This is a genomic window from Cupriavidus sp. HPC(L) (genome assembly GCF_000307735.3).
Lineage (GTDB): Bacteria > Pseudomonadota > Gammaproteobacteria > Burkholderiales > Burkholderiaceae > Cupriavidus.
The window spans coordinates 79,357-101,382 of the sequence record NZ_AMPR02000001.1; the positions used below are offsets into that span (position 1 = coordinate 79,357).

Consider the following 22,026-nt stretch of genomic DNA (forward strand, 5'->3'; position numbering starts at 1 on the left):
GCCTTTTTTTTATCAAAGCATCATGCCGCCCGAGGCCTCGACGCGTTGCGCGTTGATCCAGCCCGTACCGGGTGCGAACAATGCCGCCACGACGGCGCCGATGTCGTCCGGCTTGCCGGGCCGGCCCAATGCGGTCACGGAGGATACGAAGGCATTGACCTCCGCGTTGTCGCGCACGGCGCCCCCGCTGAAATCGGTCTCGATGGCACCGGGCGCCAGCGTGTTGACGCTGATGCCGCGCTCGCCCAGCTCCTTGGCCAGATAGCGCGTCAGCACTTCGACGCCGCCCTTCATCGTCGCGTAGGCCGAGTAACCGGGCAGCGCAAAGCGCGCCAGGCCGGTCGACACATTGAGGATGCGCCCGCCGTCCGCAATCAGCGGCAGCAAGGCCTGCGTCAGGAAGAACGGTGCCTTCAGATGGATGCGCATCAGTTCGTCGAACTGGTCTTCGGTGGTTTCGGCAAAGCTCGCATGCAGGCCGATGCCGGCGTTGTTCAACAGGAAGTCGAAACGGTTGCGGCCCCAGCCGGCCAGTACGGACTCGACCTGCGCGGCGAAGCCGGCGAAGGTCCGGCTGTCGCCCACGTCCAGTTGCAGCGCGGCGGCGCGCCGGCCCAGCCCCTCGATTTCCGCGACGGCACGCTCGGCCTCGGCACGATGGCCCCGGTAGGTCAGGATCACGTCGGTGCCCTGGCGGGCGAGGTGGATCGCGGCATTGCGGCCGAGGCCGCGGCTGCCGCCGGTGATCACGGCGATGGTGGAGGTAGTGGTCATCAAGTGGACTCCGGTGGAAGTTCGGGTTGCGTTTCGGATGCGGTGGCGCCGCATGTGTCCACTTTATTGATTCGACCGGAGCGCATAAACTGCCGCCATGTGGCAGCTATGTTTGCAATACGTAAACAATTGACCAACGATCCGGCCCATGGATTCCCTCGACACGCTGCGCATCGTTCTGCGCGTCGCCGAACTCGGCGGTTTCGCCCGGGCCGCGGACAGCCTCGCGCTGTCCAAGGCCGCGGTATCGATCGCCGTGCAGCGGCTGGAGGCCAGCCTTGGCACGCAACTCTTCCATCGGACCACGCGCCGGGTCCAGCTGACCGCGGACGGGCAGGCGTTCTACGAGCGTGCGCGGGATCTGCTCGATGACATGGACGAGTTGCACGGCATGTTCCAGCGAGACGGTGGCGCGCTGAAGGGCCGCTTGCGTGTCGACATGCCGGCGGGCATGGCATCGCGCTTCGTGATTCCGCGACTGCCGGAATTCCTGGACCGGTATCCCGAGCTTTCGATCGAGATCAGCGGCACCGACCGTCGCGTCGATGTCGTGCGCGAAGGCTTCGACTGCGTGGTTCGCGTCGGCACGCTCGACGACAGCAGCCTCGTGGCGCGGCCCCTGGGGGCGATACGGCTGATCAACTGCGCCAGTCCGGACTATCTGCGTCGCCATGGCACGCCGCGCAGCATCGAGGATCTTCGCGATCATCGGCTGGTGCACTACGCCGGCACGTTGGGGCAGCGCCCGGTCGGATTCGAATATCCGGACGGCGGCGGCCATGCGGCATTGCCGATGGCGGGCAGCGTCACCGTCAACAACGGCGCCGCCTACGAAGCCGCGGCCGTGGCAGGGCTTGGCATCATCCAGGTACCCGCCATGGCGATGCAGTCAAGGCTGGCCGCAGGAGAGCTGGTCGAAGTCCTGCCGGGCTGTCCACCGCCGCCGATGCCCGTGACACTGCTCTATGCGCAGCGGCGCAACCTGCCGCGGCGCGTGCGCGTCTTCATGGATTGGATCGCACAGGTCCTCGAACCGCATCTCGAACCGATGCCGTCAAGCCCGCGCAGCGCCTTGCCGGCATGAGCCGTTGGTGTCCGGCGACGGCAGCCTGCTTGGTGAACTGCACACGCCGCTGCGGTACAGTCGAGGCCATGAGCAAGCCCCGTCCCACCGAGCCCACCCACGACCCTGGCGATGCCGCGCTGCGGCAGCGCGCCGCGCGCCGCAGCACGCTGGTCAGCGTCGCGGTCAATCTGGTGCTGACCGCGGCCCAGGCCATCACCGGCATCCTGGCCGGCTCGCAGGCGCTGCTGGCCGATGCCGTCCATTCGCTGTCGGACATGCTGTCCGATTTCATCGTGCTGTTCGCCGGCATACACAGCGGCAAGGGGCCCGACGAAGACCATCAGTACGGGCACCAACGCTTCGAGAACGCGGCTTCGCTGGCGCTTGGCGTGCTGCTGCTGGCCGTCGGCGCCGGCATGCTGTGGTCGGCCGCCGGCAAGGTGGACCCCGCCGCGGACACGCCGCCGGTCGGCATGGTGGCGCTGTGGGTGGCGCTCGGCACGCTGGTGTTGAAGGAATCGCTGTTCCGCTATCTGCTGGCGGTCGCGCACCGCGTTCGCTCGAGCATGCTGGCGGCGAACGCGTGGCATTCGCGCTCGGACGCCGCGTCGTCCCTGGTGGTCGCGCTCGGCATCGGTGGCAGCCTGCTCGGCTACCGCTGGCTCGACCCCGTCGCCGCGATGGTGGTCGGGCTGATGATCATCCGCATGGGCTGGCGTTTCGGCTGGAACGCGATGCAGGACCTGATGGACCGCGGCGCCGATGCCCACACCGTCGAGGCCATCCGGCACAGCCTGTTGTCGACCCCCGGCGTGCTGGGCGTGCATGACCTGCGCACCCGCAAGATGGGCGACCTGATCCTGGTCGACGTGCACCTGGAGATGGAGGCGATGCTGACCGTCGAGCAGGGCCATGCCATCGCAATGGAGGCCCGCCGGCGCGCGATGGAGAATCGCGACGTGCTCGACGTGATGACCCACATGGACCCGGTCCGCCGCGGCGGCGCCACGATGGACCGCGCGGCCGGCTAGCGCTTGCGCAGCGGCGCAAGCAGATGCGACAGGCCGTTGTGGTCGAGCTCCTGCATCAACGCCAGCAGCCGCCCGATTTCGCCGGGCGGAAATCCTTCGCGCGCAAACCAGTTCAGGTAGTTGCCCGGCAGGTCGGCGATCAGCCGGCCCTTGTATTTGCCGAACGGCATGGTGCGGGTAACGAGGAGTTGGAGGTCTTCGGGTTGCATGGCGGCTGCGAGCAGTTCGGCCGGGATGGGAACGCTTGTCGAACTGTTCGGGTGAGTCGGCGAGAACTACAATCGTATCCGACATGCCATCCATGGAACCGTCCACCACCTCGATCGCAGCCCAGCAGGCGATGCATGTCGCCCTGCTAGGCGCTCTCGGCCGCTGCCACGGCGCCATCGATGCCGCCTTTGTATTCGGCTCGTTGGCACGCGGTGCTGCGGCTCCTGGCAGCGATGTCGACGTCTTCATCGTCGGCGACATCGATTTCAGAGAAGTCGTACGGCTTTTCTATCCGGTCGAAGGTACGCTCGGTCGTGATGTCAATCCCGTGGTATTGACAGCGCGGGCATGGCGGACTCGGGTAAGCGAGCGTGATCCCTTTCTCTCCGACGTGCTGACCAGGCCGAAGTTGTTCCTGATCGGAAGCGAGCATGTCCTTGCAGAACTTGGTGGGGATCAGTCTCGACGTGGTGGTCCCGGATCGGAGGCACATCCAGCGACTTCTGGCCGCGGTCAGGCGAAATCTCGCTGATGCCCATATCGAGGGTCTGAGCAACGAGAACCGCTTCGATGTCGCCTACAAGGCGATCATGCAACTCTCCATGCTTGTGTTGCATGCCTGCGGATACCGTACGCCGACTAGCCGCGCTGGGCATCAGCGTACGGCGATCCGGGCCTTGCAAGTGGCCATGGGACTACCGGTTGAACGACTGATCGCGCTGGACACCTTGCGCAAGCAGCGCAATGCCACGGACTACTCCGGAGATACCTTGCCTCCCGCACTGGTAGTCGAATGCATCGAGGCAGGCAAGGCATTGCTTGGCGACGTCTTGCACTGGCTGCATGCCGAGAAGTCGGAATTGCTCTCCCAGGGCAGCAAGGACCCAAGGCGACTGTGCAGTGCCATCAACCAGCTTCGACCCCCGCCGCAGCCGTAGGCAGCGACGAACGAGTCCGCTCCAGCCGCACGCTCCAGGCCGCGACCGCCAGTGCCGATAGCGGGGCCAGCGCGGCGACCCAGGGCAGGGCGGTCAGGCCCGGTCCGTGGTCGATCACCATGCCGCCGAGCCAGGCGCCCAGCGCATTGCCCAGATTGAAGGCGGCGATATTGAAGCTCGATGCCAGGTTCTGTCCCGGGCCGCGCGCGTGCCGCAGCACGCGCAGTTGCAGCGGCGACACCGTGGCGAAGGCGGCGATGCCCAGGATGCCGACGAAGGCGACCACCGCGAACTGGTTGTGGATGGCGAAGGTCATCAGCGCCAGCACCGAGGCGAGTGACGTCAGTGTGGCGAGCACCGCGGCGACCGGACGGCGGTCGGCCAGCCGGCCGCCGAGCAGGTTGCCGACGATCATGCCGGCGCCGAACAGCAGCAGGATCGGCGACACCGCCGCCTCGCCATAGCCGGCCACCTTCGTCAGCAGCGGCTGCACGTAGGTGATCACCGCGAAGATGCCGATGGCCTGCAGGATCGTCATGGCAAGGCCCAGCATCACCTGCGGGCGCACCATGGTCGCCAGTTCGTCCTTCAGCGAGGCCGGCGCGCTGTGGTCGCGGCTGGCCTTGACCAGCAGGCCGATCACGGCCAGCGACACCAGTCCGATCAGCGTCATCGCCCAGAAGGTCGAGCGCCAGCCCAGATGCAGGCCGAGCCAGGCGCCTGCCGGCATGCCGAGCAGCGTGGCCAGCGTCAGGCCCGAGAACATCACCGAGATCGCCGAGGCACGGCGATCTTCCGGCACCAGCCCGGTCGCCACTACGGCGCCGACGCCAAAGAAGGTGCCATGCGTCAGCGACGTGATCACGCGGGCGATCATCAGCGTGGTGTAGTCCGGCGCCAGTGCGCAGGCCGCATTGCCGACGGTGTAGATCACCATCAGCGCCAGCAGCACCGCCTTGCGCGGCATGCGCCGGGTCAGCAGCGTCAGGATCGGCGCGCCGGCGGCGACGCCGAACGCGTAGCCGGACACCAGCATGCCGGCCGACGCAATGGACACGTGCAGATCGGCGCTGACCTGCAGCAGCAGGCCCATGATCACGAATTCGGCGCAGCCGATGCCGAAGGAGCCGGCGGTCAGCGCGTAGAGGGCCAGCGGCATGCCGGCGCGCGCGGGCTTGGCAGTGGGGTTGTTATTGGGCGGGATGGTGGCGGTAGGCGGGGCGGCCATGACAACTCTCCTATTGGAAGGTCCGCAGTTTGCCCGCCCCCATCTTTTTGAAAAACCGGCGGTATCATGAATCAGTTTCAATATTTGATTGATAGTCATGGACCGTATCGGCGATATCGCGCTGTTCCTGCGCGTGCTGGACCTCGGCTCGATCAGCGCAGCGGCGCGCAGTCTCGACCTGTCGGTGGCCGTGGCCAGTCAGCGCCTGAAGCGGCTGGAACAGGATCTGGGCGTGCGGCTGCTGCATCGGACCACCCGCAGGCTGCACGCGACGCCCGAAGGCGCGGCGCTTGCCGAGCAGGGCCGGGGGCTCGTCGAGGAACTGGAGGCGCTTGGCAGTTCGTTGCGCCGGGCCGGTGGCGAGGTCACCGGTACGCTGCGGGTGACCACGGCGTCGTCGTTCGGCCGCCAGTACCTGTCGCCGTTGTTGCCCGAATTCATGGCGCGGCATCCGCAACTGCGGCTGAACATCCATCTGGACGACCGCGTGGTGGATCTGGTCAGCGCCGGCTTCGATCTGGCGGTGCGCATCGGCGCGCTCGACGATTCGACGCTGGTGGCCCGCAAGCTCGCCAACAATCGGCGGCTGCTGTGCGCGTCCCCGGAATATCTGCGCCGTCATGGCACGCCGCGCACGCCCGACGACCTGTCCCGGCACGAATGCCTGGTGCTGGTAGGAAGCCAGGGGCGGCAGGACCTGTGGCGGCTGGAGGGCCCCGACGGCCGCGAGATCGCGGTACGGGTACGAGGCCGGATCGAGGCCAATACCGGCGAATTGCTGTCGGACGCGGCGCTGGGCGGGCTCGGCATCGCGCTGCATTCGTACTGGCATGTCTGCGCGATGCTGCGGGCCGGCCAGCTGGTGCAGGTGTTGCCGGACTACCAGATCGCCGACACCGGCATCTATGCGGTGATGCCGCAGAGACGGCTGGTGCCGCCCCGTGTGCGGGCACTGGTTGATTTCCTGGCCGAGCGCTTCGGCGATGTTCCGCCGTGGGAACGCGGCGGCAGCCGCGGAGGCTGAACCGAAACGGATGCGCGCCCGCGATCCTTCAACAAAAGCCGGTGGCGCGCGGCGGCGGCCACGCCATGGACCGGACGAGCCGGTCGTGGGCCGGTCGCCACCGCCAACACACCTGTCACGATTTCAGCTTCGATTTGCCGCCCTTGTGCGCGCCGTCCGAATAGGGATTGCGCGGACCGCTCCTGGCGCCGTCGCTGTAAGGATTGCGCGCACCGGCCCTGGCACCCTGGCTGTACGGGTTGCGCGCGCCGGCCTTGGGCCCCTTGGCCTTGCCGTTCGATGCGAGCGTCGAGCGCTGCTCGGTACGGGCGCCCTGCGTGTACGGGTCGAATCGGTCCGAACGCGCGCCCTGCGTATAAGGATCGAATCGGTCCGAACGTGCGCCCTGCGAGTAGGGATCGCGTGCGCCGGTGGTCTGTGCGTTGGCCGATGACATTGCGCCGAACGTCACCATGGCGGCGATCGCCATGCCAACGAGTCCGCGCGTGGAAGCCGTCGAAATCGGCGCCGTCGTCTGCGAAGGGAAAGGTCTTTTCAGCATCATCTACCTCATCGTCTGGCGCCGCGATTGCCGGCGCGGATTGCATGGAACAGTGGATCCGTTCCACGTTGGGTCATGCGCGGGCCGCTGTCGCGGTCAGCGCATGGTCGCTCAGGAAGCGGTGAATCTGGGACACGACGGCGGCCCCCTCGCCAACGGCCGAGGCGACACGCTTGGTCGATCCAGAACGCACGTCGCCGATCGCAAAGACGCCTGCCGCACTGGTTTGCAGCGGCAGCTCCGCGCTCGAAGGCGATGGCAGGTCGGCGCCGGTCAGCACGAAGCTCTTGCTGTCCAGCGCGATGCCGCAGGGGCCCAGCCAGCCCGTCTTGGGATCGGCGCCGATGAAGACGAACAGATGGCGCGCAGACATGGCACCTTCGATGCCGCCGGCGCCGCGGTAGTGCACGCGTTCGAGCCTTCCCTCGCCCTCGAGCTGCGTCAGCTCGGTCCGGGTATGCACGGTGACGTTCGGCAGCGAGCCGATGCGATCGACCAGGTAGCGCGACATGCCGAGCGCGAGACTCGCGCCCCGGATAAAGATGTGCACGTGTTCGGCGTGGCTGGCGAGGAAGACGGCGGCCTGCCCCGCGGAGTTGCCGCCTCCAAGCAGCAGCACCGGCTCCTTGCGGCAGAGCCTGGCTTCCACCGGCGTGGCCCAGTAGTAGACCCCCGAACATTCGAGGCTGGCCAGATTGCCCAGATCGGGACGCCGGTATTCGGCGCCGCTGGCGATCACCACGGTGCGCGCGCTGATGCGCCGGCCATCGGCGAGCTCGACACAGCGCGGATGCCGGTCACAGTGCAGCGACGTGACCTCGCACGGAATGCCGATATGCGCGCCGAACTTCTGCGCCTGCACGAACGCCCGGCCGGCCAGCGCCTGGCCCGTGATGCCGGTGGGAAAGCCCAGGTAGTTCTCGATGCGGGCGCTGGTGCCCGCCTGCCCGCCGGGCGCACGGCAATCGAGCACGGCGACCGACAGTCCTTCGGAAGCGGCGTAGACGGCCGCGGCCAATCCGCCGGGTCCGGCGCCGACGATGGCCACGTCATAGACATGGGCCGGGTCGAAGTCCGGAATCAGGCCCAGGCAGGAGGCCAGGTGGCGCTCGTCTGGATTGCGCAGCACCCGGCCATCGGGGCATACCACCAGAGGAAACTCGTCGTGTCTTGGCGTCAGCCGGGCCAGCGGCGCGATGGCGTCGGCATCCTGCTCGGCATCGAGCGTGGTATGCGGAAAGGCATTGCGCCGAAGGAAGTTCTGCAAGCCCCGGGTTCGCGCATCGCCCGGCCGACCGAGCAGGACGACGCCGTGGCCGCGCTCGAGCACCAGCACCCGTCGCAGGATCAGCGCCCGGATGATGGTCTCGCCGATGTCCGCCTCGTTGATCATCAGCTTGCTCAGTTCGTCGGGACGCAACAGCACCGCTTCGACATCCTCGACCACGCAGGCATCGACGACGGCCGGCTTGTTCGACAGCTGCGTGACATCCGAGGTGAACTCCCCGCGGCGGCTATAGACGTGGATGGTCTGCCCGGCGCGCAATCCATCGCGGCCGGAGATCCGCACCTTGCCCGACAACAGCAGGAACACGCCGGGGCATGGACTGCCGGCCCGGTACAGATAGTCGCCGGCGGCGAAGTGGCACAGCGAGCCGAAGCGGCGCACCCGTTCGATGTCGGCGTCCGCCAGCACCGGAAACATCTGGTGAAAGCGCGGATGATCGCGCACGCCGCCATCGGCTACCAGCGCGCCGTCATCGTCTTGCGCCTCGACCTGCTGTCGCGCGCCTGCTGCGTCGGGCGGGACCGTCGGATCCATGCCTGCTCCTGGTTGGCCGCCCGCTACGCCCGGGCCGGCAGGTCCATCAGCTTTTCCATCGTGATCGGCAGATCGCGGATCCGTTTGCCGGTCGCATGGTGGACCGCGTTGGCAACCGCCGCCGCCAACCCCGTGATGCCGATTTCGCCGATTCCGCGCGCGCCGAACTCGTTGAACGCTAGGTCCGGATAGTCGAGCAGGATCACGTCGATCTCCGGCTGGTCCGCGTGCACCGGCATCACGTATTCCGCGCAGTTGTTGTTGCCCGGAATGCCGTTGCGCTCGTCGAATTCCGTCGCTTCGAACAGCGCCATGCCGACCCCCATCACGATCGCGCCCTCCACCTGATTGCGCGCCATGACCGGGTTGATGACGCGGCCGACATCGATCGCGCTGACGACCCGCGCGACGCGCAGCCGCGAAATGCCCGGGTCCCAGCGCACTTCGACGAAATGGGCGCCGAAGGACATGAAGGACACCTTGTCGGTCGGCGTGCCGCCCGTATGCGCATGGCCTTCGGCATTGGCGAAGCGCCGGGCGCGAAGCACGTCGGCAAAGTCGATCGCCCGCTTGCCATCGGTCAGCTGCCCCTTGCGCATGCGCAGCGCTTCCGGCTTGACGCCGGCGAACTCGCCGCCGGGCTGCGTGGCGATGCCGCCCAGTTGCGCGATGGCGTTGCGCGTCGCCTCGGCGATCGCCGGCAATACGCTGGCGGTCGCCCACGACCCCCCGGAGACCGGCGCGGCGGGGAACGATGAGTCGCCCAGCTTGACTTCGATCCTGTCCAGGCCGAGCCCCGTCAGCTCGCTGACGGTCTGCGCGGCGATCGTGTAGGTGCCGGTGCCGATGTCCTGGATCGCGCAGAAGGCGATCGCGGTACCGTCGTCACGCAGCTGCACGCGCGCCTGCGCCGGCGTACGCCACGCGTCCCAGTTGCAGACCGCGACCCCATATCCGGCGATCTCGTTGCCGACCCGCATCGAGCCGATGCGCGGATTGCGCCTGGTCCAGCCGATCTTGTCGGCGCCCTTGGCAATGGCCTCGCGCAAATGATTGCTGGACCATGGCAGATTCAGGCTTTCGTCGCGCGTGGACAGATTGGCGAGCCGGAACTGGACCGGGTCGGTGCCGCAGGCCAGCGCCAGTTCGTCGATCGCCGATTCGAGCGCGAACAGCCCGGGGGCCGCGCCGGGCGCCCGCATCGACGTGGGGGCGCCGCGGTGCACCTCGGCAGTGTGGTGGCTGACCAGGACGTTCGGGCACGCGTAAATGCTGCTTGTCATGCCGCCGCAGTTCTCGACGTACTGCTCGATGAAGGACGTCGTATTGATCGACTCGTGCCGGATCGACGTGATCCGGCCTTTCGCGTCGGCGGCCAGCCGCAGCCGCTGCTTCGTCTCCGGCCGGTGTCCCGTCGCGGTAAACATCTGCGCCCGCGGCACCACCAGCTTGACCGGCCGGCCCGTCATCCGGGCCGCCGCGCTGGCCGCCACCGAATGCGGCCACAGGAACAGCTTGCAGCCGAAGCCGGAGCCGATGAACGGCGCTTCGACCGTGACGTACTCGGGCGGCAGTCCGAAGATCTGCGCCAGCGTGTTGCGATGGACCGTGACGCCCTGGGATGCCTCGTAGACCCGCAGGCGGCCGCCGTCCCACCAGGCGACGGTGGCGTTCATCTCCATCGGATTGTGGCTCTCGACCGGCGTGTGGTAAGTCGCATCGACCCTGACCGGCGACCGGTCGAAGACCGCCGCCGCCGACCCGCGTGCGTGTCCACGCCCGCCGTCCCGCGGCTTGCCGGCGGCGAGCGCCTGTTCGAGGTTCGCCAGCGCCTTCGTCTGCTGGTAGCTGACCTTTACCTTGTAGGCCGCTTCCCGCGCGTGCTCGAAGGTATCGGCGATGACCAGCGCGACAAACTGGCCGGCGTAGTGGATGGTCGCGTCCTCGAACGGCAGCCGATGCTCGTCGGTGATGGCCGTCGTCAGGATCGCCGTTGCCGAGATCGGATTCTTCGGAATGCGATGCAGCGGCAGGAAGCGATCGTGATGAAGGACATCGACCACGCCTGGCGTGCGCATGGCTTCGCTGACGTCGATGTGTTCGATGCGGCCGCTGGCGATGGTGCTGAAGACGCCGTAGGCGTACAACATGCCCGGCAAGCGCCGGTCGGCGGTATAGGGGGCGGCGCCGGTCAGCTTGAGGCGGCCATCGATACGGCGCGGCGAGGCGCCAATGGCGTTGGTAGTCACGCGGATCTCCGGAAACAGGATGGGCTGCGGATCGATAGGTGGCAAACGGGCGCTACGCGAGCAGGGTCGACAGGTTGCGGGACACCGCCTGCTGGCCGAGCAGGATCTTGAAGCCGTTCTGCCCGTACGATTTGGCCCCGGTCATCGCCGCCGCCGCGGCCGACTGGATCAGCGCCGGCGTCGGCGTCTGGCCGCGCAATACCGCCTCGGCGCCTTCGGCGCGCCACGGCTTGGTGCTGACGCCGCCCAGCGCAATGCGGATATCGCGCACGGCGTTGCCGTCCATCACCAGCACGATGGCGCTCGATGCCAGCGCAAACTGATACGAGGTACGGTCGCGCAGCTTCAGGTAGGCGGACCGGCTTTGCGCCAGCGGCGGGTCGAGCGTGACGTGCGTAATCAGCTCGCCGGGCTGGATCGCATGCTCCTTCCACGGCTCGCTGCCTGGCAGCAGGTGGAACTGCGCGAACGGCACCTCTCGTCTTCCATTCGGACCCTGCAGCTGGATCGTCGCGCCGATCGCCACCATGGCCACGCACATGTCGGACGGATGAGCGGCAATGCAGTGTTCGCTGCCGCCGAGCACGGCATGGACATTGCGATTCAGCCCTTCGATCGCAGGGCATCCCGACCCCGGCGTGCGCTTGTTGCACGGCGAGACGCCGTCGCGGAAGTAGCCGCAGCGCACGCGCTGCATGATGTTGCCCGCCGTGGTGGCCTTGTTGCGCAGCTGGGTACTGGCGCCGGACAGCAGGGCCTGGGACAGCACCGGGTAGTGGCGCTGGATGTGGGGATGCCGCGCCAGTTCCGTATTGCTGACCATGGCGCCGATGCGCACGCGGCCGTCTGCGCCCACTTCGATCTGGTCGAGCCCGAGCCGGTGGATGTCGACCAGCCGGGCAGGTCGCGTGATGTCGAGCTTCATCAGGTCCAGCAGCGTGGTGCCGCCGGCAAGATAGACCGTGTCGCCGGCACCGGCATGCAGCGCGATCGCTTCGTCGATGCTGCTCGCGCGCGAGAATTCGAAGTTGCGCATCAGCTCTCTCCTCGCAGTTTGCCGCGCGCGTCCTGAATCGCCGTGACGATGTTGCGGTAGGCACCGCAGCGGCAGATGTTGCCGCTCATCGCTTCGCGCAGCGATGCGTCGTCGGCGGGGATACGCTTGTCGCCGATCACGCCGACGGCGCACATGATCTGGCCCGCCGTGCAGTAGCCGCACTGGTAGGCGTCGTGTTCCCAGAACGCCTGTTGCACCGGATGCAGCCGTTCGCCTTGCGACAGGCCCTCGATCGTGGTGATGTCATCGCCCTGGTGCATCACGGCGAGGGACAGGCACGCATTGACGGGCACGCCGTTGACGTGCAGCGTGCAGGCGCCGCATTGGCCGTGGTCGCAGCCCTTCTTGGTGCCAGTCAGGCCCAATTGATCGCGCAGTACGTCGAGCAGGATCGCGTTGTTGGCCACGGAAAGCGTGTGCGTTTTTCCGTTGACCTTCAGCGTCAGCGCACGCGCATCGGCGGCTTCGCGGCCGGCAGGGCCACCGGCAGGGCCGCCGCTGGGCGCCGCGGATGCCGTCGGGATCCAGCCGACACTGGCTGCGCCGACGCCGGATGCGCCGACCGATTGCAGGAAACGTCGCCGCGTCAGTCGTGGTTTCAACGCGCCGGTCGCGTCGTCGAGCTGGTGCTCGCCGTCGTGGTTTGCTGTATCGCCCATGGGCCTGATCTCCGGGTGGGGGAAGGAGGAGATTTCATGGTAGTGGGCGGTGGGGCGTTGCGGACGCGGTCCGCGCGACAAGACCCAATGCATGCCGATTCGGGCCAAACCAGGCCGATACAAGCGCAATACAAGGCCAGCGCAACGAGTCTGCCGTGGACCCGTCGCCCGCCGGCTTCAGCGCGCCGGAACGAGGAAGCGGAACGTCGCGCCTCGCGGCGGATTCGGCAAGGCGCAGATCTGTCCGCCGAACGCTTCCACGATCGACCGGCATATCGCCAGGCCGACGCCGAGCCCGCGCGGCTTCGTCGTAAAGAAGGCTTCGAAGCAGTCCTTGCCGTCGGCCGTCGGCAGCCCTGGTCCGGTGTCCCGAATCTCGACTATCACGCGGCCCATCGGGTCGAGTGCGCTGACGACGCGCAGTTCGCGCGGATGTCCAGCGGCGTCGGCATCCATCGCTTCGACGGCATTGATCAGCAGATTCAGCACGACCTGCTGCAACTGCGTGCGCTCGGCGGCCGCGAACAGCGGGCCCGGATGCAGCGCCAGCACGATGCCGATGCCCTTGCTGTCGGCCTCGGCGGCGACCAGCGGCAGCGTCTGGTCGATGACCGCGTTGATATCCACCGCTTCGACACGCGCCGGTGCCTTTCGCATCAGGGCCCGCGTGCGGTCCAGAATGTCGGTCGCCCTTGCGCTGTCGCGCATCACGCGCTCGAGCGCGCGTACGGTGGCCTCGATGTTCGGCGGGTTTGCCGCGAGCCAGCGCAATCCGGCATTGGCGCTGGTGACCAGTCCGGCCAGTGGCTGCTTGACGTCGTGCGCGATCCATGCCGACAGATGGCCCATCGTGACCAGCCGGTTGGTGTGGGCCAGCTCCGCATGCAGCATCCGATTGCGGCGCTCGATGGCGAGCGCCCGCGCCTCGGCCTGCTTCTGCTGGCTCAGGTCCAGCACGATGGCGATCCCTTGCTGAACGGCCTCGTCGAAGGCGGTGGCGCCCATCAGGACCGGAAGCCGGGTGCCGTCCTTGCGAAAGTACTCTTTCTCGATGGGACGCAGCGCGCCGGTCCGCCGGATTTCGTCCATTTCAAGAACGACCTGGTCGCGCCATTCCGGCGGCGTCATCTCGAACCAGTTCATCGCGCCGTTTTCGACATCCTCGCGGCTGTAGCCGACCATGTTCAGGAAGGCCTGATTGGCGTCGAGCAGGCGGCCGTCGAGATCCCACAGCACGATGCCGATGACGTCGACCTCGAACAGCCGGCGCAGCCTGTATTCGCGGTTCTGCAGATCGGCGTACAGCCGCGCGTTCTCCAGCGACAAGGCGGCCAGCGTCGCAAGAAGTTCGAGCAGGTCCAGCCGGGCCTGCGCGAAGACGCGGGCCATCAGGTTGTTCTCCAGATACAGCGCCGCCTTCAGCCTGGCATGCGCGACGACCGGCAGGCACAGTACCGATCTGACGCGATGAAGGGCCACGTGGGGGTCGTGCTGAAAGCGGCTGTCGGCGGCGGCGTCGTCGACGAGGACCGTTTCACCGGTTCGCAATGCAAAGCGGATCAGGCCTTCCGGTACCGCGGCGCTCCATTTGCCGTCGTCGGGCAGGCTCACCCGGGTCCCTTCGCCGTCGATGGTGACTTCCGCAGCCAGCGAAAGGGTATCGTCCCTCGACAGCAGAAGCACCGCACGTGCTGCGCCCGCGTGCTGGGCCAGCGTCTGCATCAGGGTGATGGTCAGGCGCTCGGTCGTGCCGTCGCCATAGGCCGCGCCCGGCTCTATCCCGTCGCCTGTCTGCGGATCGGTCTGCCCGGACGCGCCTGCACGCGCCTGAATCGCCAATCCGTCCGGCAGCCGGGCACGGGCCCGCGGATGGAACCGACGGAGCAGCCTGACCTTGGCCTCGGCGCCCCAGCGACCATAGCAGTCCAGCGCGTCGTCGATGTAGGCGGTGGCGATCCGGCCGAGCCCACGGGTTGCATAGAAGCGGCTGGCCAGTTCGCGTGCGAGTCCTTCGATCAGCAACGAGCCGTGCAGCCGGGCCGCGCGCGCGCTGTCGTCGTACAGCTTTTCCGCCGCCAGCCCGTCGCCATCGAGGTCCGCGATCTCGGCGCTCAGCAAGAGATGGCGACAGGCGGCCATCGCCGTGCCCGTGGCCCGCGCCCAATCGCCGATCAGCGCCCGATGCCGGGCCAGGCGCGCGCGCAGGGGCTCGGCGTTTCGCGTGGTGACATTGCGCAGGGTCGCGCAGATCGCCAGCGCGGTGAAGAAGTGGCATTCGGCCTGTTCCGGGTGGTCGGCATCGAAGGCATCCGCATTGTGCCCGGATCGCTCGCCAAACACGGCTGCAGCGGCAGCCAGAGCGGCGTTGGGATCGCCCGCCAGGTAGTGGAGCATGACCTTGCTGGCCCAATAGGAATGAACCAGCAAGGTCATGCCCGAACCGGCGACGCTGCTTTCGAAGCGCCGGCCATCGAAGGCGCCATCGTTGAAGTCCGCGAGATGGCAGGTCTTTCCCATCAGGCATGCAAACGTCCGCTCCGGGACCTCCACCAGCTTCGCGGACTCGGACGATCCCGAGGCCCGTGCCAGTTCGAGGTAAGCGAGGACTTCGTCGTAGTCCTGTTGCAGCGCGTGGCCGCGCATCAGCAGATACATGCCGATCCGGTTCGCCAGCCGGCAGGCAAGGCCGGCATCGCCGCTTGCCGCTGCTTGCCTTGTCGCCTGGCGCAGCAGGTCGACGGGCTCGTACTCTGGTACGGATGTCGAGGCGATCATCGTCTGGAGCCAATGGCGTGCTCGACGGCGCTCAACAACTGCTGGGCCTCGAATGGCTTGCGCAGTATCCGTACCGAATCCGGCGGCAGCGCATGCGTACCGCATTCGGCTGGATCGTGTGCCGTCATCAATACCACCTGCAGGCCCGGCCGCCTTTGCTGCAGGATCGCGGCAAGCTGCCATCCGTTGATCACCGGCATGCGAATGTCCGAGATCAGGCATGCGATGGCATCGAGATAGGGGCACTCCAGCAACGCGGTGGCCGTTGCAAAGCACAGCGTGGCGTGGCCTACGGAGGCAAGAAGGTCGGATATCGACTCGACGATCGTCGGGTCGTCGTCGATCACGGCAACCACTGAGTCCGGCGCGAATACCATTGCCTTTACCTTTGCTTTTCCAGCCGGCCGCTATCCGCGGGAATGGTCCGCCTGCGGATTGCCGCGTCGAACCGGCGCGACGTCCTGGCAGCCGAAGGCATTGAGCTGTACCGACATGCGAACCAGCTCGGCGAAGGAGCCGGCGGCCATCTTGCGCATCACTTGCCGCCGATGGATTTGCAGCGTGACTTCGCTGATGCCCAGCTGCGCCGCCGCCTGCTTGTTCAGCAGGCCGCTGACCGCCAATGCGAAGACTTCGCGCTCGCGGGGTGTCAGCAGTGCATGGCGCCGGAGCAGGTCCGCCACTTCGGTGCGCTGTGCCAGCGTCTGCCGGTGTTTGGCGAGCGCGGCTGCCACGGCGGTAACCAGTTGATCGTCGCTGAACGGCTTGGACAGGAAGTCGATGGCACCGGCGCGCATCGCGCGCACCGTCATCGGGATGTCGCCATGGCCGGAGATGAATACGATCGGCGGATGCGCGCCGCCGGCCAGCTCGCATTGCAGGTCCAGGCCATTGACGTCCGGCAGCCTGACATCGAGAACCAGGCAGGACGGCGTCTGCGGCCGCTCGCAGGCGATGTACTCCTGCGCGGACCGGCATGCCACCACGCCCATCCCCATGGACTTCAACAGGTCCGTGGTGGCTTCCAGTACCGACGGGTCGTCGTCGATGACGAATACTGTGCTGTCCCGATTCATGTCCGTTCCATGGCGGTTGTCATTGTGGCGGCGGCGCGCCCTGCGGCGCACCGGTCTCGGTGGCGGCCCGTGGCAGCACCACGCGCAGGATGGCGCCATGCGGCCGGTTCGACGTCGCCGCGATGTGGCCGCCGAACGCTTCCACGATCGATCGGCAGATCGACAGGCCCATGCCGAGCGCGCCGCGCTTGGTCGTGACGAAGGCGTCGAAGCAGTCGCGGCCGTTCAGCGACGGAAAGCCGGGGCCAGTATCGCGAACCTCGATCAGATAACCGTCCGGATGATCGCCGTCCGTCAGCACCGTCAATGTGCGGGCGGCCTCGGACGCGCCGCTCATGGCGTCGATCGCGTTGACCAGCAGGTTCAGCATGACTTGCTGCAGCTGTACCCGGTCCGCGGTGGGCCGCATCGGCGAGCGGCCGAACGTGGTCTCGATCGCAATGCCCTTGCGGACCGCCTCCGGCGCGATCAACGAGATCGTCGTGGCAGCCACCTCATTGATATCGACCGCTTCCGCGGCGGGAGCGACCTTCCTGACCAGTTCCCGTGTCCGGTCAAGGACTTCGGCCGCATGCATGCCGCCGCCAACGATGCGCTGCAGCGCATCCCGGGCCTTGTCCAGGTGCGGCGTTTCTGCCGCCAGCTCGGCCAGTGCCGCCATGCCGCTGGCGGCGATGTCCGCGAGCGGACGCTTGACGTCGTGCGCGATCCAGTCGGACAGTTGGCCGATCGTGGCGAGGCGGTTGGCATGGGCGAGCTCGACATGCAGCTCGCGGCTGCGCCTTTCGCTGTCCAGCGCCCGCTGCTCCGCGGCCTTGCGGTCCGACAGGTCCAGCACGAAGGCGACGCCGCTGCGCGCTTCGTCGAACATGGCCGCGCCGATCAGGATCGGGACGCGCGTGCCGTCCTTGCGGATGTACTGTTTCTCCCAAGGCGCCATCGCGCCTGTTTCCCGCAGCTGCTGCAGCTTTGCCGACATCTGGGTTCGCCATTCCGGCGGGGTCATCTCGCGCCAGCTGATGCCGCCCCGCTCGACATCGGACCGGTCATAGCCTGTCATCGCGAGAAACGCATCGTTGGCGTAGGTGACGTTGCCATTCAGGTCCCAGAACAGGATCCCGATGACGTCGGATTCCACCAGCAGCCGCAGCCGCGCTTCCCGCTTTTCCAGCTCGGCATACAGTCTGGCGTTCTCGATCGCGGCGGCAGCATGCGTGGCCAGTATCTCGAGGATGTCGAGCCGCGTCGCGCGGAATGCGCCCGGGGTGTCGTTGTGCTCGAGATAGAGCACGGTCATCTGCCCACCGAAGCCCGCTATCGGCAGGCACAGGACCGAGCGCAGGCCTTGGCGGGCCACGGCCGGCTCGCCGGCAAACCGCTCGTCGCCGCGGGCATCGTCCACGATCAACGTCTTGCCGCGCTTGACCAGATGCCGGAGGATCGCTTCGGGCCAGCGCCGCGGCGCGTCGCCATTGCCGAGGTCGACCGCCACGCCGTCCGCGGCGAAGCGGGCCGAAGCCATGGTCTCCACCTCGTTCGAATGATGCAGGCGAAGCAGCGCCCCGCATTGCGCCCCCGTGGACTCGAGCACGGCACGCATCACCGTCACCAGCAGCCTGTCGAGCGCGAAATCGTCGTTGACCGGCGACGGCCGCTTGACGAAATCGGCAAAGCTGAACTGGTGCAGCGGCATCATTGCCGTCGGAGCCGGCTCCGCTGCATCCGCCGTGAATCGACTGGCGATCGGATGGGCACGTTGCAATTGATCCGCCTTGGCCCGGGCGCCCCACTGCCAGTAGGCCTCGATGGCGTCGTGCAGGTAGATGGCCGCGATGCGTTCGAGCCCTCGCTCCTGGTAAAAGCGCGCGGCCAGCTCGGCCGCCAGCGCCAGGACATGCCTGAATCCGTTCTTGCCGGCGGCCCGTGCACTGCGTTCGTACAGCTGGCCGGCTTCCAGCGTGCGACCTTCGATCCGGGCGATCTCGGCGCCCAGCAGCAGGTGCTTGTCGGTGAAGGTGCGCGATTGCGATTCGGCGGCCCATTTGCGGATCGTCAGATAGTGCTCGTCGAGCTGCGCGCGCAGCGCCGGACGCCGCTCCTCGGGTGCCGAATTCCAGGCGGCCGCGGCGGCCAGCCCGGTATAAAACCGGTACTCGAGATGGCGGACCAGGTGGATCTGGCCGGGCGGCCCTTGCTGGAATCGCTTCGATGCCGCGAGCGCCGCGTCGTACTGGCCGGCCAAATAGAGCAGCATGGTCATCGACGTCCAGTAGAGTTGGGAGACGACATTCAGCCGCGGTCCGCGGACGTCGGCTTCGAACGCGGCGCCGTCGAAGTCGTCACCCGTAAAGTCAGTCAGGCTACGGGTCTGTCCGCGCAGGCAGGCAATGGTGCGCTCCAGTGTCGTCAGCAGCGCGATGCCGTCCTGAAATCCGGTTTCCCGCGCAAAACCGAGGTAGGCAAGGCACATCCGGGCGTCCTCCGCAAGATCGCGGCCCTGCATGAACCGATGGATGGCGCAGTGGAAGGCGGAGAAGCAGGCGAAATAGATGTCGCCCGCCTCGATGCCCTTCTGGTAGGCCAGGCGCGACCATTCGGCGCTTTTCTCCAGCGGCTGCGTCCAGGCCGCCGTCAATGCCATCGTATTGAACGTCCTGGAAGTTTCACGGCTGGTGGCGGCCTGGGCGGCTTGCGCGGCCCGCTCGCATGCGTCCAGGGCCAGGCGATATCCCTCGCGGTAGCGCCCCAGCGCGGGGCCCATCAGCAATCCGAACAGCGCGAATCCCTGGTTGGACGAGCGGGCCGATCCATGGTCGAGGCTCAGCGTCACCATGTTGCAGACCACGACAATGGCCAGCCTGAAGTCGGTGAAGCTGGCCGCCGGCCACGTATCGGCGAGCAGCCGCATCGACATCAGCCGCAGCGGATCGGTCATGGCCGGCAAGCCGGCGATCGACCGCACGGCATGCTCGTCGAACCGGCGCCAGGCCGATTCGAGGGCGAGGTGCACGTCGTCGGCGCAGGGATGGGCGTCCAGCGGGATGCCGAGCCGGTTCAGTGCCGCGACCGCCGTGTCGACGGCCAGATCGTTCTCCGAGCTGACCATGTGCAACTCGATCTTCAGGCGATTGGCCGCGGCGATCTCCAGTTCGGTGCGGGCGAGCGTGAACAGCTCGCCGATCATGGCCTTTGCCTCGGCCACGCCGCCGGCAAGGAAGCGGCATTCGGCATGTTCGAGCGCGAGCTCGTATGCCAGGGCGCGCTGATCGCGTTCATCGGCGCTGGCCAGTTGAGCGCGGCCGGTCGCCAGGTAGTCGCATGCCGCCGCGTAAGCGGTGGAGGCCCTTGCCTTGCGGCCGGCGCGCAGATTCAGCGCCGCAACGTGCGGCCGTTGCGCCGCCGAGATCGGTCCGCCGCGATTCAGATGGCCGACGATCTCAAAAAGGTGGTCGTCGAGATCTCCGTCCGTCGTGTTGTTCAGCAGCAGCATCCCGATGCGCCGATGCATCTGGCTCCTGGCGGCATCCGGTTGCAGCGCATAGGCGGCCTCGTGGACGCGGTCGTGAGCGAAGGCGTACTCGCTCGAATACCGCAGCACCAGTCCGAGCGCGATCGCTTCCTCGAGATGGCGGCGGACGTCCTTCTCGCTGGCCGACAGTGCTATGGCCAGCTTGTACGCCGGCGTCCGGCTTCCCATGCAGGCCAGCACCGTGACCGCGTGGAGCGACGCCTCGGAAAGGCGTGTCAAACGCTCGACCATCAGACCGACGATGTTGTCGGCGATCTCGCGCCGGCGAATTCGCTCGAGGTCCCAGCCCCAGCCGCGGCTCGGGACGTCATAGACCAGCAGGCCATCGTCCGCCAGCGCGGCGACGAACTGCACGATGAAGAACGGATTGTCGCCAGTCTTGTCCAGGATGCACGCGCTCAGTGCGGACACCGCGCTGACAGGACATTTCACCGCGTCGGCGATCATCTGCGCGACCTGCGCCTTGCCGATGCCGCGCAGCGAAATATCCAGCGGCGGGCTGGGCTGGGCGTGAAGTTCATCGAGCAGGCTGGCGAGTTCCGGCCGGCCTTCCACTTCGTTGCTGCGGTACGAGCCGATCAGCAGCAGGTTGGCCATGTCGGGATGCGTTGCCAGGTCGCGAAACAGGTCCAGCGTCGCGGTGTCCAGCCACTGCAGATCGTCCAGGAACAGGACCAGCGGATGCCCGGGACGGGCGAATACCCCGATGAAGCTGCGGAACACGCGCAGGAAGCGCGCGCGCGCCTCGGTGCCGGAAAGCTCCGAGATCTCCGGCTGCGGGCCCAGCAGATGCTTCAAGTCGGGGATCAGGTCGACGATCAGGCCGCCATGGCCGCCCAGCGCCGCCTGCAGCGGCGCACGCCAGGCCTGCAGATCATGCTCGGTCTTGCCGAGCAGCTCGCGGACCAGAGGCTGGAGTGCTTGGGCCACGGCTGTGTACGGCTCGGCGCGCTTGTACTGGTCGAACTTGCCGATCGCGAAGGGGGCGGTCGATGCCGCGAGGGTCTTGCGCAACGCGTCGATCAGCGCGGACTTGCCGATACCGGAATAGCCGGAGACCAGCACCACCCGGCGCTCGCCCGCATTGGCGACGTCGGCATAAGCGGCTTCGAGCTGCGCCAGCTCGGCGTCGCGGCCATAGAGTCCTTCGCGGAAGCGGAATCGTTCGGGCGATTCGCCCGCCCCGGGGGGAAACGGCCGAATCGTCCGGTCGGCCTCCCATTGCGCCAGGCAACGGGCAAGATCGGATGCCAGCCCGCTCGCGCTCTGGTAGCGGTCGCACGGGCTCTTGCCGAGCAGTTTCATCACGATGTCGGAGAGCTGCGCCGGCACCGATTCACGCCGGTGCATGGGCGGAGCCGGTTGCCTGGCCAGATGGCCATGGATCCATTCCGCCGGGCTCGATGCGGTCAGGGGCAACGTGCCCGTGAGCAGTTCGTAAAGCGTGACGCCCAGCGAGTACAGGTCGCTTCGTTGGTCGACGCGCCGATGGATGCGGCCGGTCTGCTCCGGTGCCATATAGGCGAACGTGCCGAACGTTGGGGCTTCGTCTCCCGGATCCTGGCCGGGCGGCACCGCGATGCCGAAGCCGGTCAGGCGGGCGGTGCCCGTCGCCGCATCGAACAGGACGTTTCCCGTACGGATATCCCGGTGAAGCCATCCCGCCTGGTGCATCTTCGAAACGGCGGTGGCCAGCGCGATCGCGATGGCCAGGAATCGCTCGATGGCCAGCGCCGGCCCGGCCAGCCGCGACGCGATGTCGCCGCCCGGATCGTGCAGCAGCAGTGCGCCGCTCTGCTCGACGAAGGCAAGCGGAACGACCGCCCATTCGCCATCGAGCCGCTCCTTCAGCCGGTCTTCGTGGCGCAGGCGGGCGCAATCCGGCTTGCGGCCGGGGCGGCCGACCGCTTCGACCACCAGCAGCGCAGATGCAAGGGGCTTCGCAGGGGAGGGGTGTCCGCGATAGATCCGGCGATCGGGCTCGTCGGACAGCAGTTCGATGTGGCCGCCGAACCAGTCGCCAGCTGGGCGCGGGTCATGCATCGCG

The 22,026-nt window shown here is 67.4% G+C and carries 17 protein-coding genes; 5 read left to right on the plus strand and 12 right to left on the minus strand.

Features of this window, described 5'->3' with window-relative positions; translation table 11 throughout:
* Positions 1–12: 12 nt before the first annotated feature.
* Positions 13–774, minus strand: a complete 762-nt coding sequence (locus B551_RS00290) for an SDR family NAD(P)-dependent oxidoreductase (protein WP_006576615.1) — start codon at positions 772–774, stop codon at positions 13–15.
* 148 nt (positions 775–922) lie between these two features.
* On the opposite strand from B551_RS00290, the gene B551_RS00295 reads away from it, so the two are divergent.
* Both B551_RS00295 and B551_RS00300 read left to right on the plus strand, forming a co-directional pair.
* Positions 923–1,858, plus strand: coding sequence for a LysR family transcriptional regulator (locus B551_RS00295; protein WP_006576616.1), 936 nt, complete (start codon positions 923–925; stop codon positions 1,856–1,858).
* Positions 1,859–1,926: 68 nt separating this feature from the next.
* Complete coding sequence (locus B551_RS00300) at positions 1,927–2,871, plus strand: cation diffusion facilitator family transporter (protein ID WP_006576617.1); 945 nt, start codon at positions 1,927–1,929, stop codon at positions 2,869–2,871.
* Here B551_RS00300 and B551_RS00305 read toward each other — a convergent pair.
* Positions 2,868–3,080, minus strand: a complete 213-nt coding sequence (locus B551_RS00305; RefSeq protein WP_006576618.1) for a DUF3820 family protein — start codon at positions 3,078–3,080, stop codon at positions 2,868–2,870. The two genes, B551_RS00300 and B551_RS00305, sit on opposite strands and share 4 nt — an antisense overlap.
* Positions 3,081–3,211: 131 nt before the next feature.
* Here B551_RS00305 and B551_RS27310 point away from each other — a divergent pair, with 131 nt between their 5' ends.
* Positions 3,212–3,613: a nucleotidyltransferase domain-containing protein gene (locus tag B551_RS27310; RefSeq protein WP_369118716.1), complete on the plus strand. Its 402-nt coding sequence runs from the start codon at positions 3,212–3,214 to the stop codon at positions 3,611–3,613.
* Positions 3,513–4,019, plus strand: a complete 507-nt coding sequence (locus tag B551_RS00315) for a hypothetical protein (RefSeq protein ID WP_006576620.1) — start codon at positions 3,513–3,515, stop codon at positions 4,017–4,019. The genes B551_RS27310 and B551_RS00315 overlap by 101 nt, the downstream gene beginning before the upstream one ends.
* Here the strand turns inward: B551_RS00315 and B551_RS00320 are convergent.
* Positions 3,988–5,178 (minus strand): MFS transporter, encoded by a 1,191-nt coding sequence (locus B551_RS00320; protein WP_043436536.1) that lies wholly within the window; start codon positions 5,176–5,178, stop codon positions 3,988–3,990. The two genes, B551_RS00315 and B551_RS00320, sit on opposite strands and share 32 nt — an antisense overlap.
* A 166-nt stretch (positions 5,179–5,344) precedes the next feature.
* Here B551_RS00320 and B551_RS00325 point away from each other — a divergent pair, with 166 nt between their 5' ends.
* On the plus strand, positions 5,345–6,271 hold the full coding sequence (locus B551_RS00325) for a LysR family transcriptional regulator (RefSeq protein ID WP_006576621.1): 927 nt from the start codon (positions 5,345–5,347) through the stop codon (positions 6,269–6,271).
* 115 nt (positions 6,272–6,386) lie between these two features.
* On the opposite strand, the gene B551_RS00330 is transcribed toward B551_RS00325, so the two are convergent.
* The 9 genes from B551_RS00330 to B551_RS00370 all read right to left on the minus strand — a co-directional run bounded on the left by B551_RS00330 (position 6,387) and on the right by B551_RS00370 (position 22,022).
* The gene (locus tag B551_RS00330; protein WP_006576622.1) at positions 6,387–6,740 is read right to left on the minus strand and encodes a hypothetical protein; all 354 of its coding nucleotides are present in this window, start codon (positions 6,738–6,740) and stop codon (positions 6,387–6,389) included.
* Positions 6,741–6,885: 145 nt separating this feature from the next.
* Positions 6,886–8,634, minus strand: coding sequence for an FAD-dependent oxidoreductase (locus B551_RS00335; protein ID WP_006576623.1), 1,749 nt, complete (start codon positions 8,632–8,634; stop codon positions 6,886–6,888).
* A 23-nt stretch (positions 8,635–8,657) separates the two neighbouring features.
* Entirely contained in the window at positions 8,658–10,883 is a 2,226-nt protein-coding gene (locus B551_RS00340) for a xanthine dehydrogenase family protein molybdopterin-binding subunit (RefSeq protein ID WP_043436538.1), read from the minus strand.
* A 52-nt stretch (positions 10,884–10,935) separates the two neighbouring features.
* Positions 10,936–11,919: a xanthine dehydrogenase family protein subunit M gene (locus B551_RS00345; protein ID WP_023263275.1), complete on the minus strand. Its 984-nt coding sequence runs from the start codon at positions 11,917–11,919 to the stop codon at positions 10,936–10,938.
* Positions 11,919–12,599, minus strand: coding sequence for a (2Fe-2S)-binding protein (locus tag B551_RS00350; protein ID WP_006576624.1), 681 nt, complete (start codon positions 12,597–12,599; stop codon positions 11,919–11,921). The genes B551_RS00345 and B551_RS00350 overlap by 1 nt, the downstream gene beginning before the upstream one ends.
* Positions 12,600–12,776: 177 nt before the next feature.
* Positions 12,777–15,479, minus strand: a complete 2,703-nt coding sequence (locus B551_RS26945) for a sensor histidine kinase (RefSeq protein WP_083492477.1) — start codon at positions 15,477–15,479, stop codon at positions 12,777–12,779.
* Entirely contained in the window at positions 15,371–15,751 is a 381-nt protein-coding gene (locus B551_RS26950) for a response regulator transcription factor (protein ID WP_006576626.1), read from the minus strand. The genes B551_RS26945 and B551_RS26950 overlap by 109 nt, the downstream gene beginning before the upstream one ends.
* A 30-nt stretch (positions 15,752–15,781) precedes the next feature.
* Positions 15,782–16,450, minus strand: a complete 669-nt coding sequence (locus B551_RS00365; protein WP_023263277.1) for a response regulator transcription factor — start codon at positions 16,448–16,450, stop codon at positions 15,782–15,784.
* Between the two features lie 19 nt (positions 16,451–16,469).
* Positions 16,470–22,022: an AAA family ATPase gene (locus B551_RS00370; protein ID WP_023263278.1), complete on the minus strand. Its 5,553-nt coding sequence runs from the start codon at positions 22,020–22,022 to the stop codon at positions 16,470–16,472.
* Positions 22,023–22,026: the final 4 nt, after the last annotated feature.

Excerpts from the sequence above, each read along its gene's own strand:
- B551_RS00290 (WP_006576615.1), bottom strand. The coding sequence starts at position 774 with ATGACCACTACCTCCACCATCGCCGTGATCACCGGCGGCAGCCGCGGC.
- B551_RS00295 (WP_006576616.1), top strand. The coding sequence starts at position 923 with ATGGATTCCCTCGACACGCTGCGCATCGTTCTGCGCGTCGCCGAACTC.
- B551_RS00300 (WP_006576617.1), top strand. The coding sequence starts at position 1,927 with ATGAGCAAGCCCCGTCCCACCGAGCCCACCCACGACCCTGGCGATGCC.
- B551_RS00305 (WP_006576618.1), bottom strand. The coding sequence starts at position 3,080 with ATGCAACCCGAAGACCTCCAACTCCTCGTTACCCGCACCATGCCGTTC.
- B551_RS27310 (WP_369118716.1), top strand. The coding sequence starts at position 3,212 with ATGCATGTCGCCCTGCTAGGCGCTCTCGGCCGCTGCCACGGCGCCATC.
- B551_RS00315 (WP_006576620.1), top strand. The coding sequence starts at position 3,513 with ATGTCCTTGCAGAACTTGGTGGGGATCAGTCTCGACGTGGTGGTCCCG.
- B551_RS00320 (WP_043436536.1), bottom strand. The coding sequence starts at position 5,178 with ATGCCGCTGGCCCTCTACGCGCTGACCGCCGGCTCCTTCGGCATCGGC.
- B551_RS00325 (WP_006576621.1), top strand. The coding sequence starts at position 5,345 with ATGGACCGTATCGGCGATATCGCGCTGTTCCTGCGCGTGCTGGACCTC.
- B551_RS00330 (WP_006576622.1), bottom strand. The coding sequence starts at position 6,740 with ATGGCGATCGCCGCCATGGTGACGTTCGGCGCAATGTCATCGGCCAAC.
- B551_RS00335 (WP_006576623.1), bottom strand. The coding sequence starts at position 8,634 with ATGGATCCGACGGTCCCGCCCGACGCAGCAGGCGCGCGACAGCAGGTC.
- B551_RS00345 (WP_023263275.1), bottom strand. The coding sequence starts at position 11,919 with ATGCGCAACTTCGAATTCTCGCGCGCGAGCAGCATCGACGAAGCGATC.
- B551_RS00350 (WP_006576624.1), bottom strand. The coding sequence starts at position 12,599 with ATGGGCGATACAGCAAACCACGACGGCGAGCACCAGCTCGACGACGCG.
- B551_RS26945 (WP_083492477.1), bottom strand. The coding sequence starts at position 15,479 with ATGCGGTACGCATGCGCTGCCGCCGGATTCGGTACGGATACTGCGCAA.
- B551_RS26950 (WP_006576626.1), bottom strand. The coding sequence starts at position 15,751 with ATGGTATTCGCGCCGGACTCAGTGGTTGCCGTGATCGACGACGACCCG.
- B551_RS00365 (WP_023263277.1), bottom strand. The coding sequence starts at position 16,450 with ATGAATCGGGACAGCACAGTATTCGTCATCGACGACGACCCGTCGGTA.
- B551_RS00370 (WP_023263278.1), bottom strand. The coding sequence starts at position 22,022 with ATGCATGACCCGCGCCCAGCTGGCGACTGGTTCGGCGGCCACATCGAA.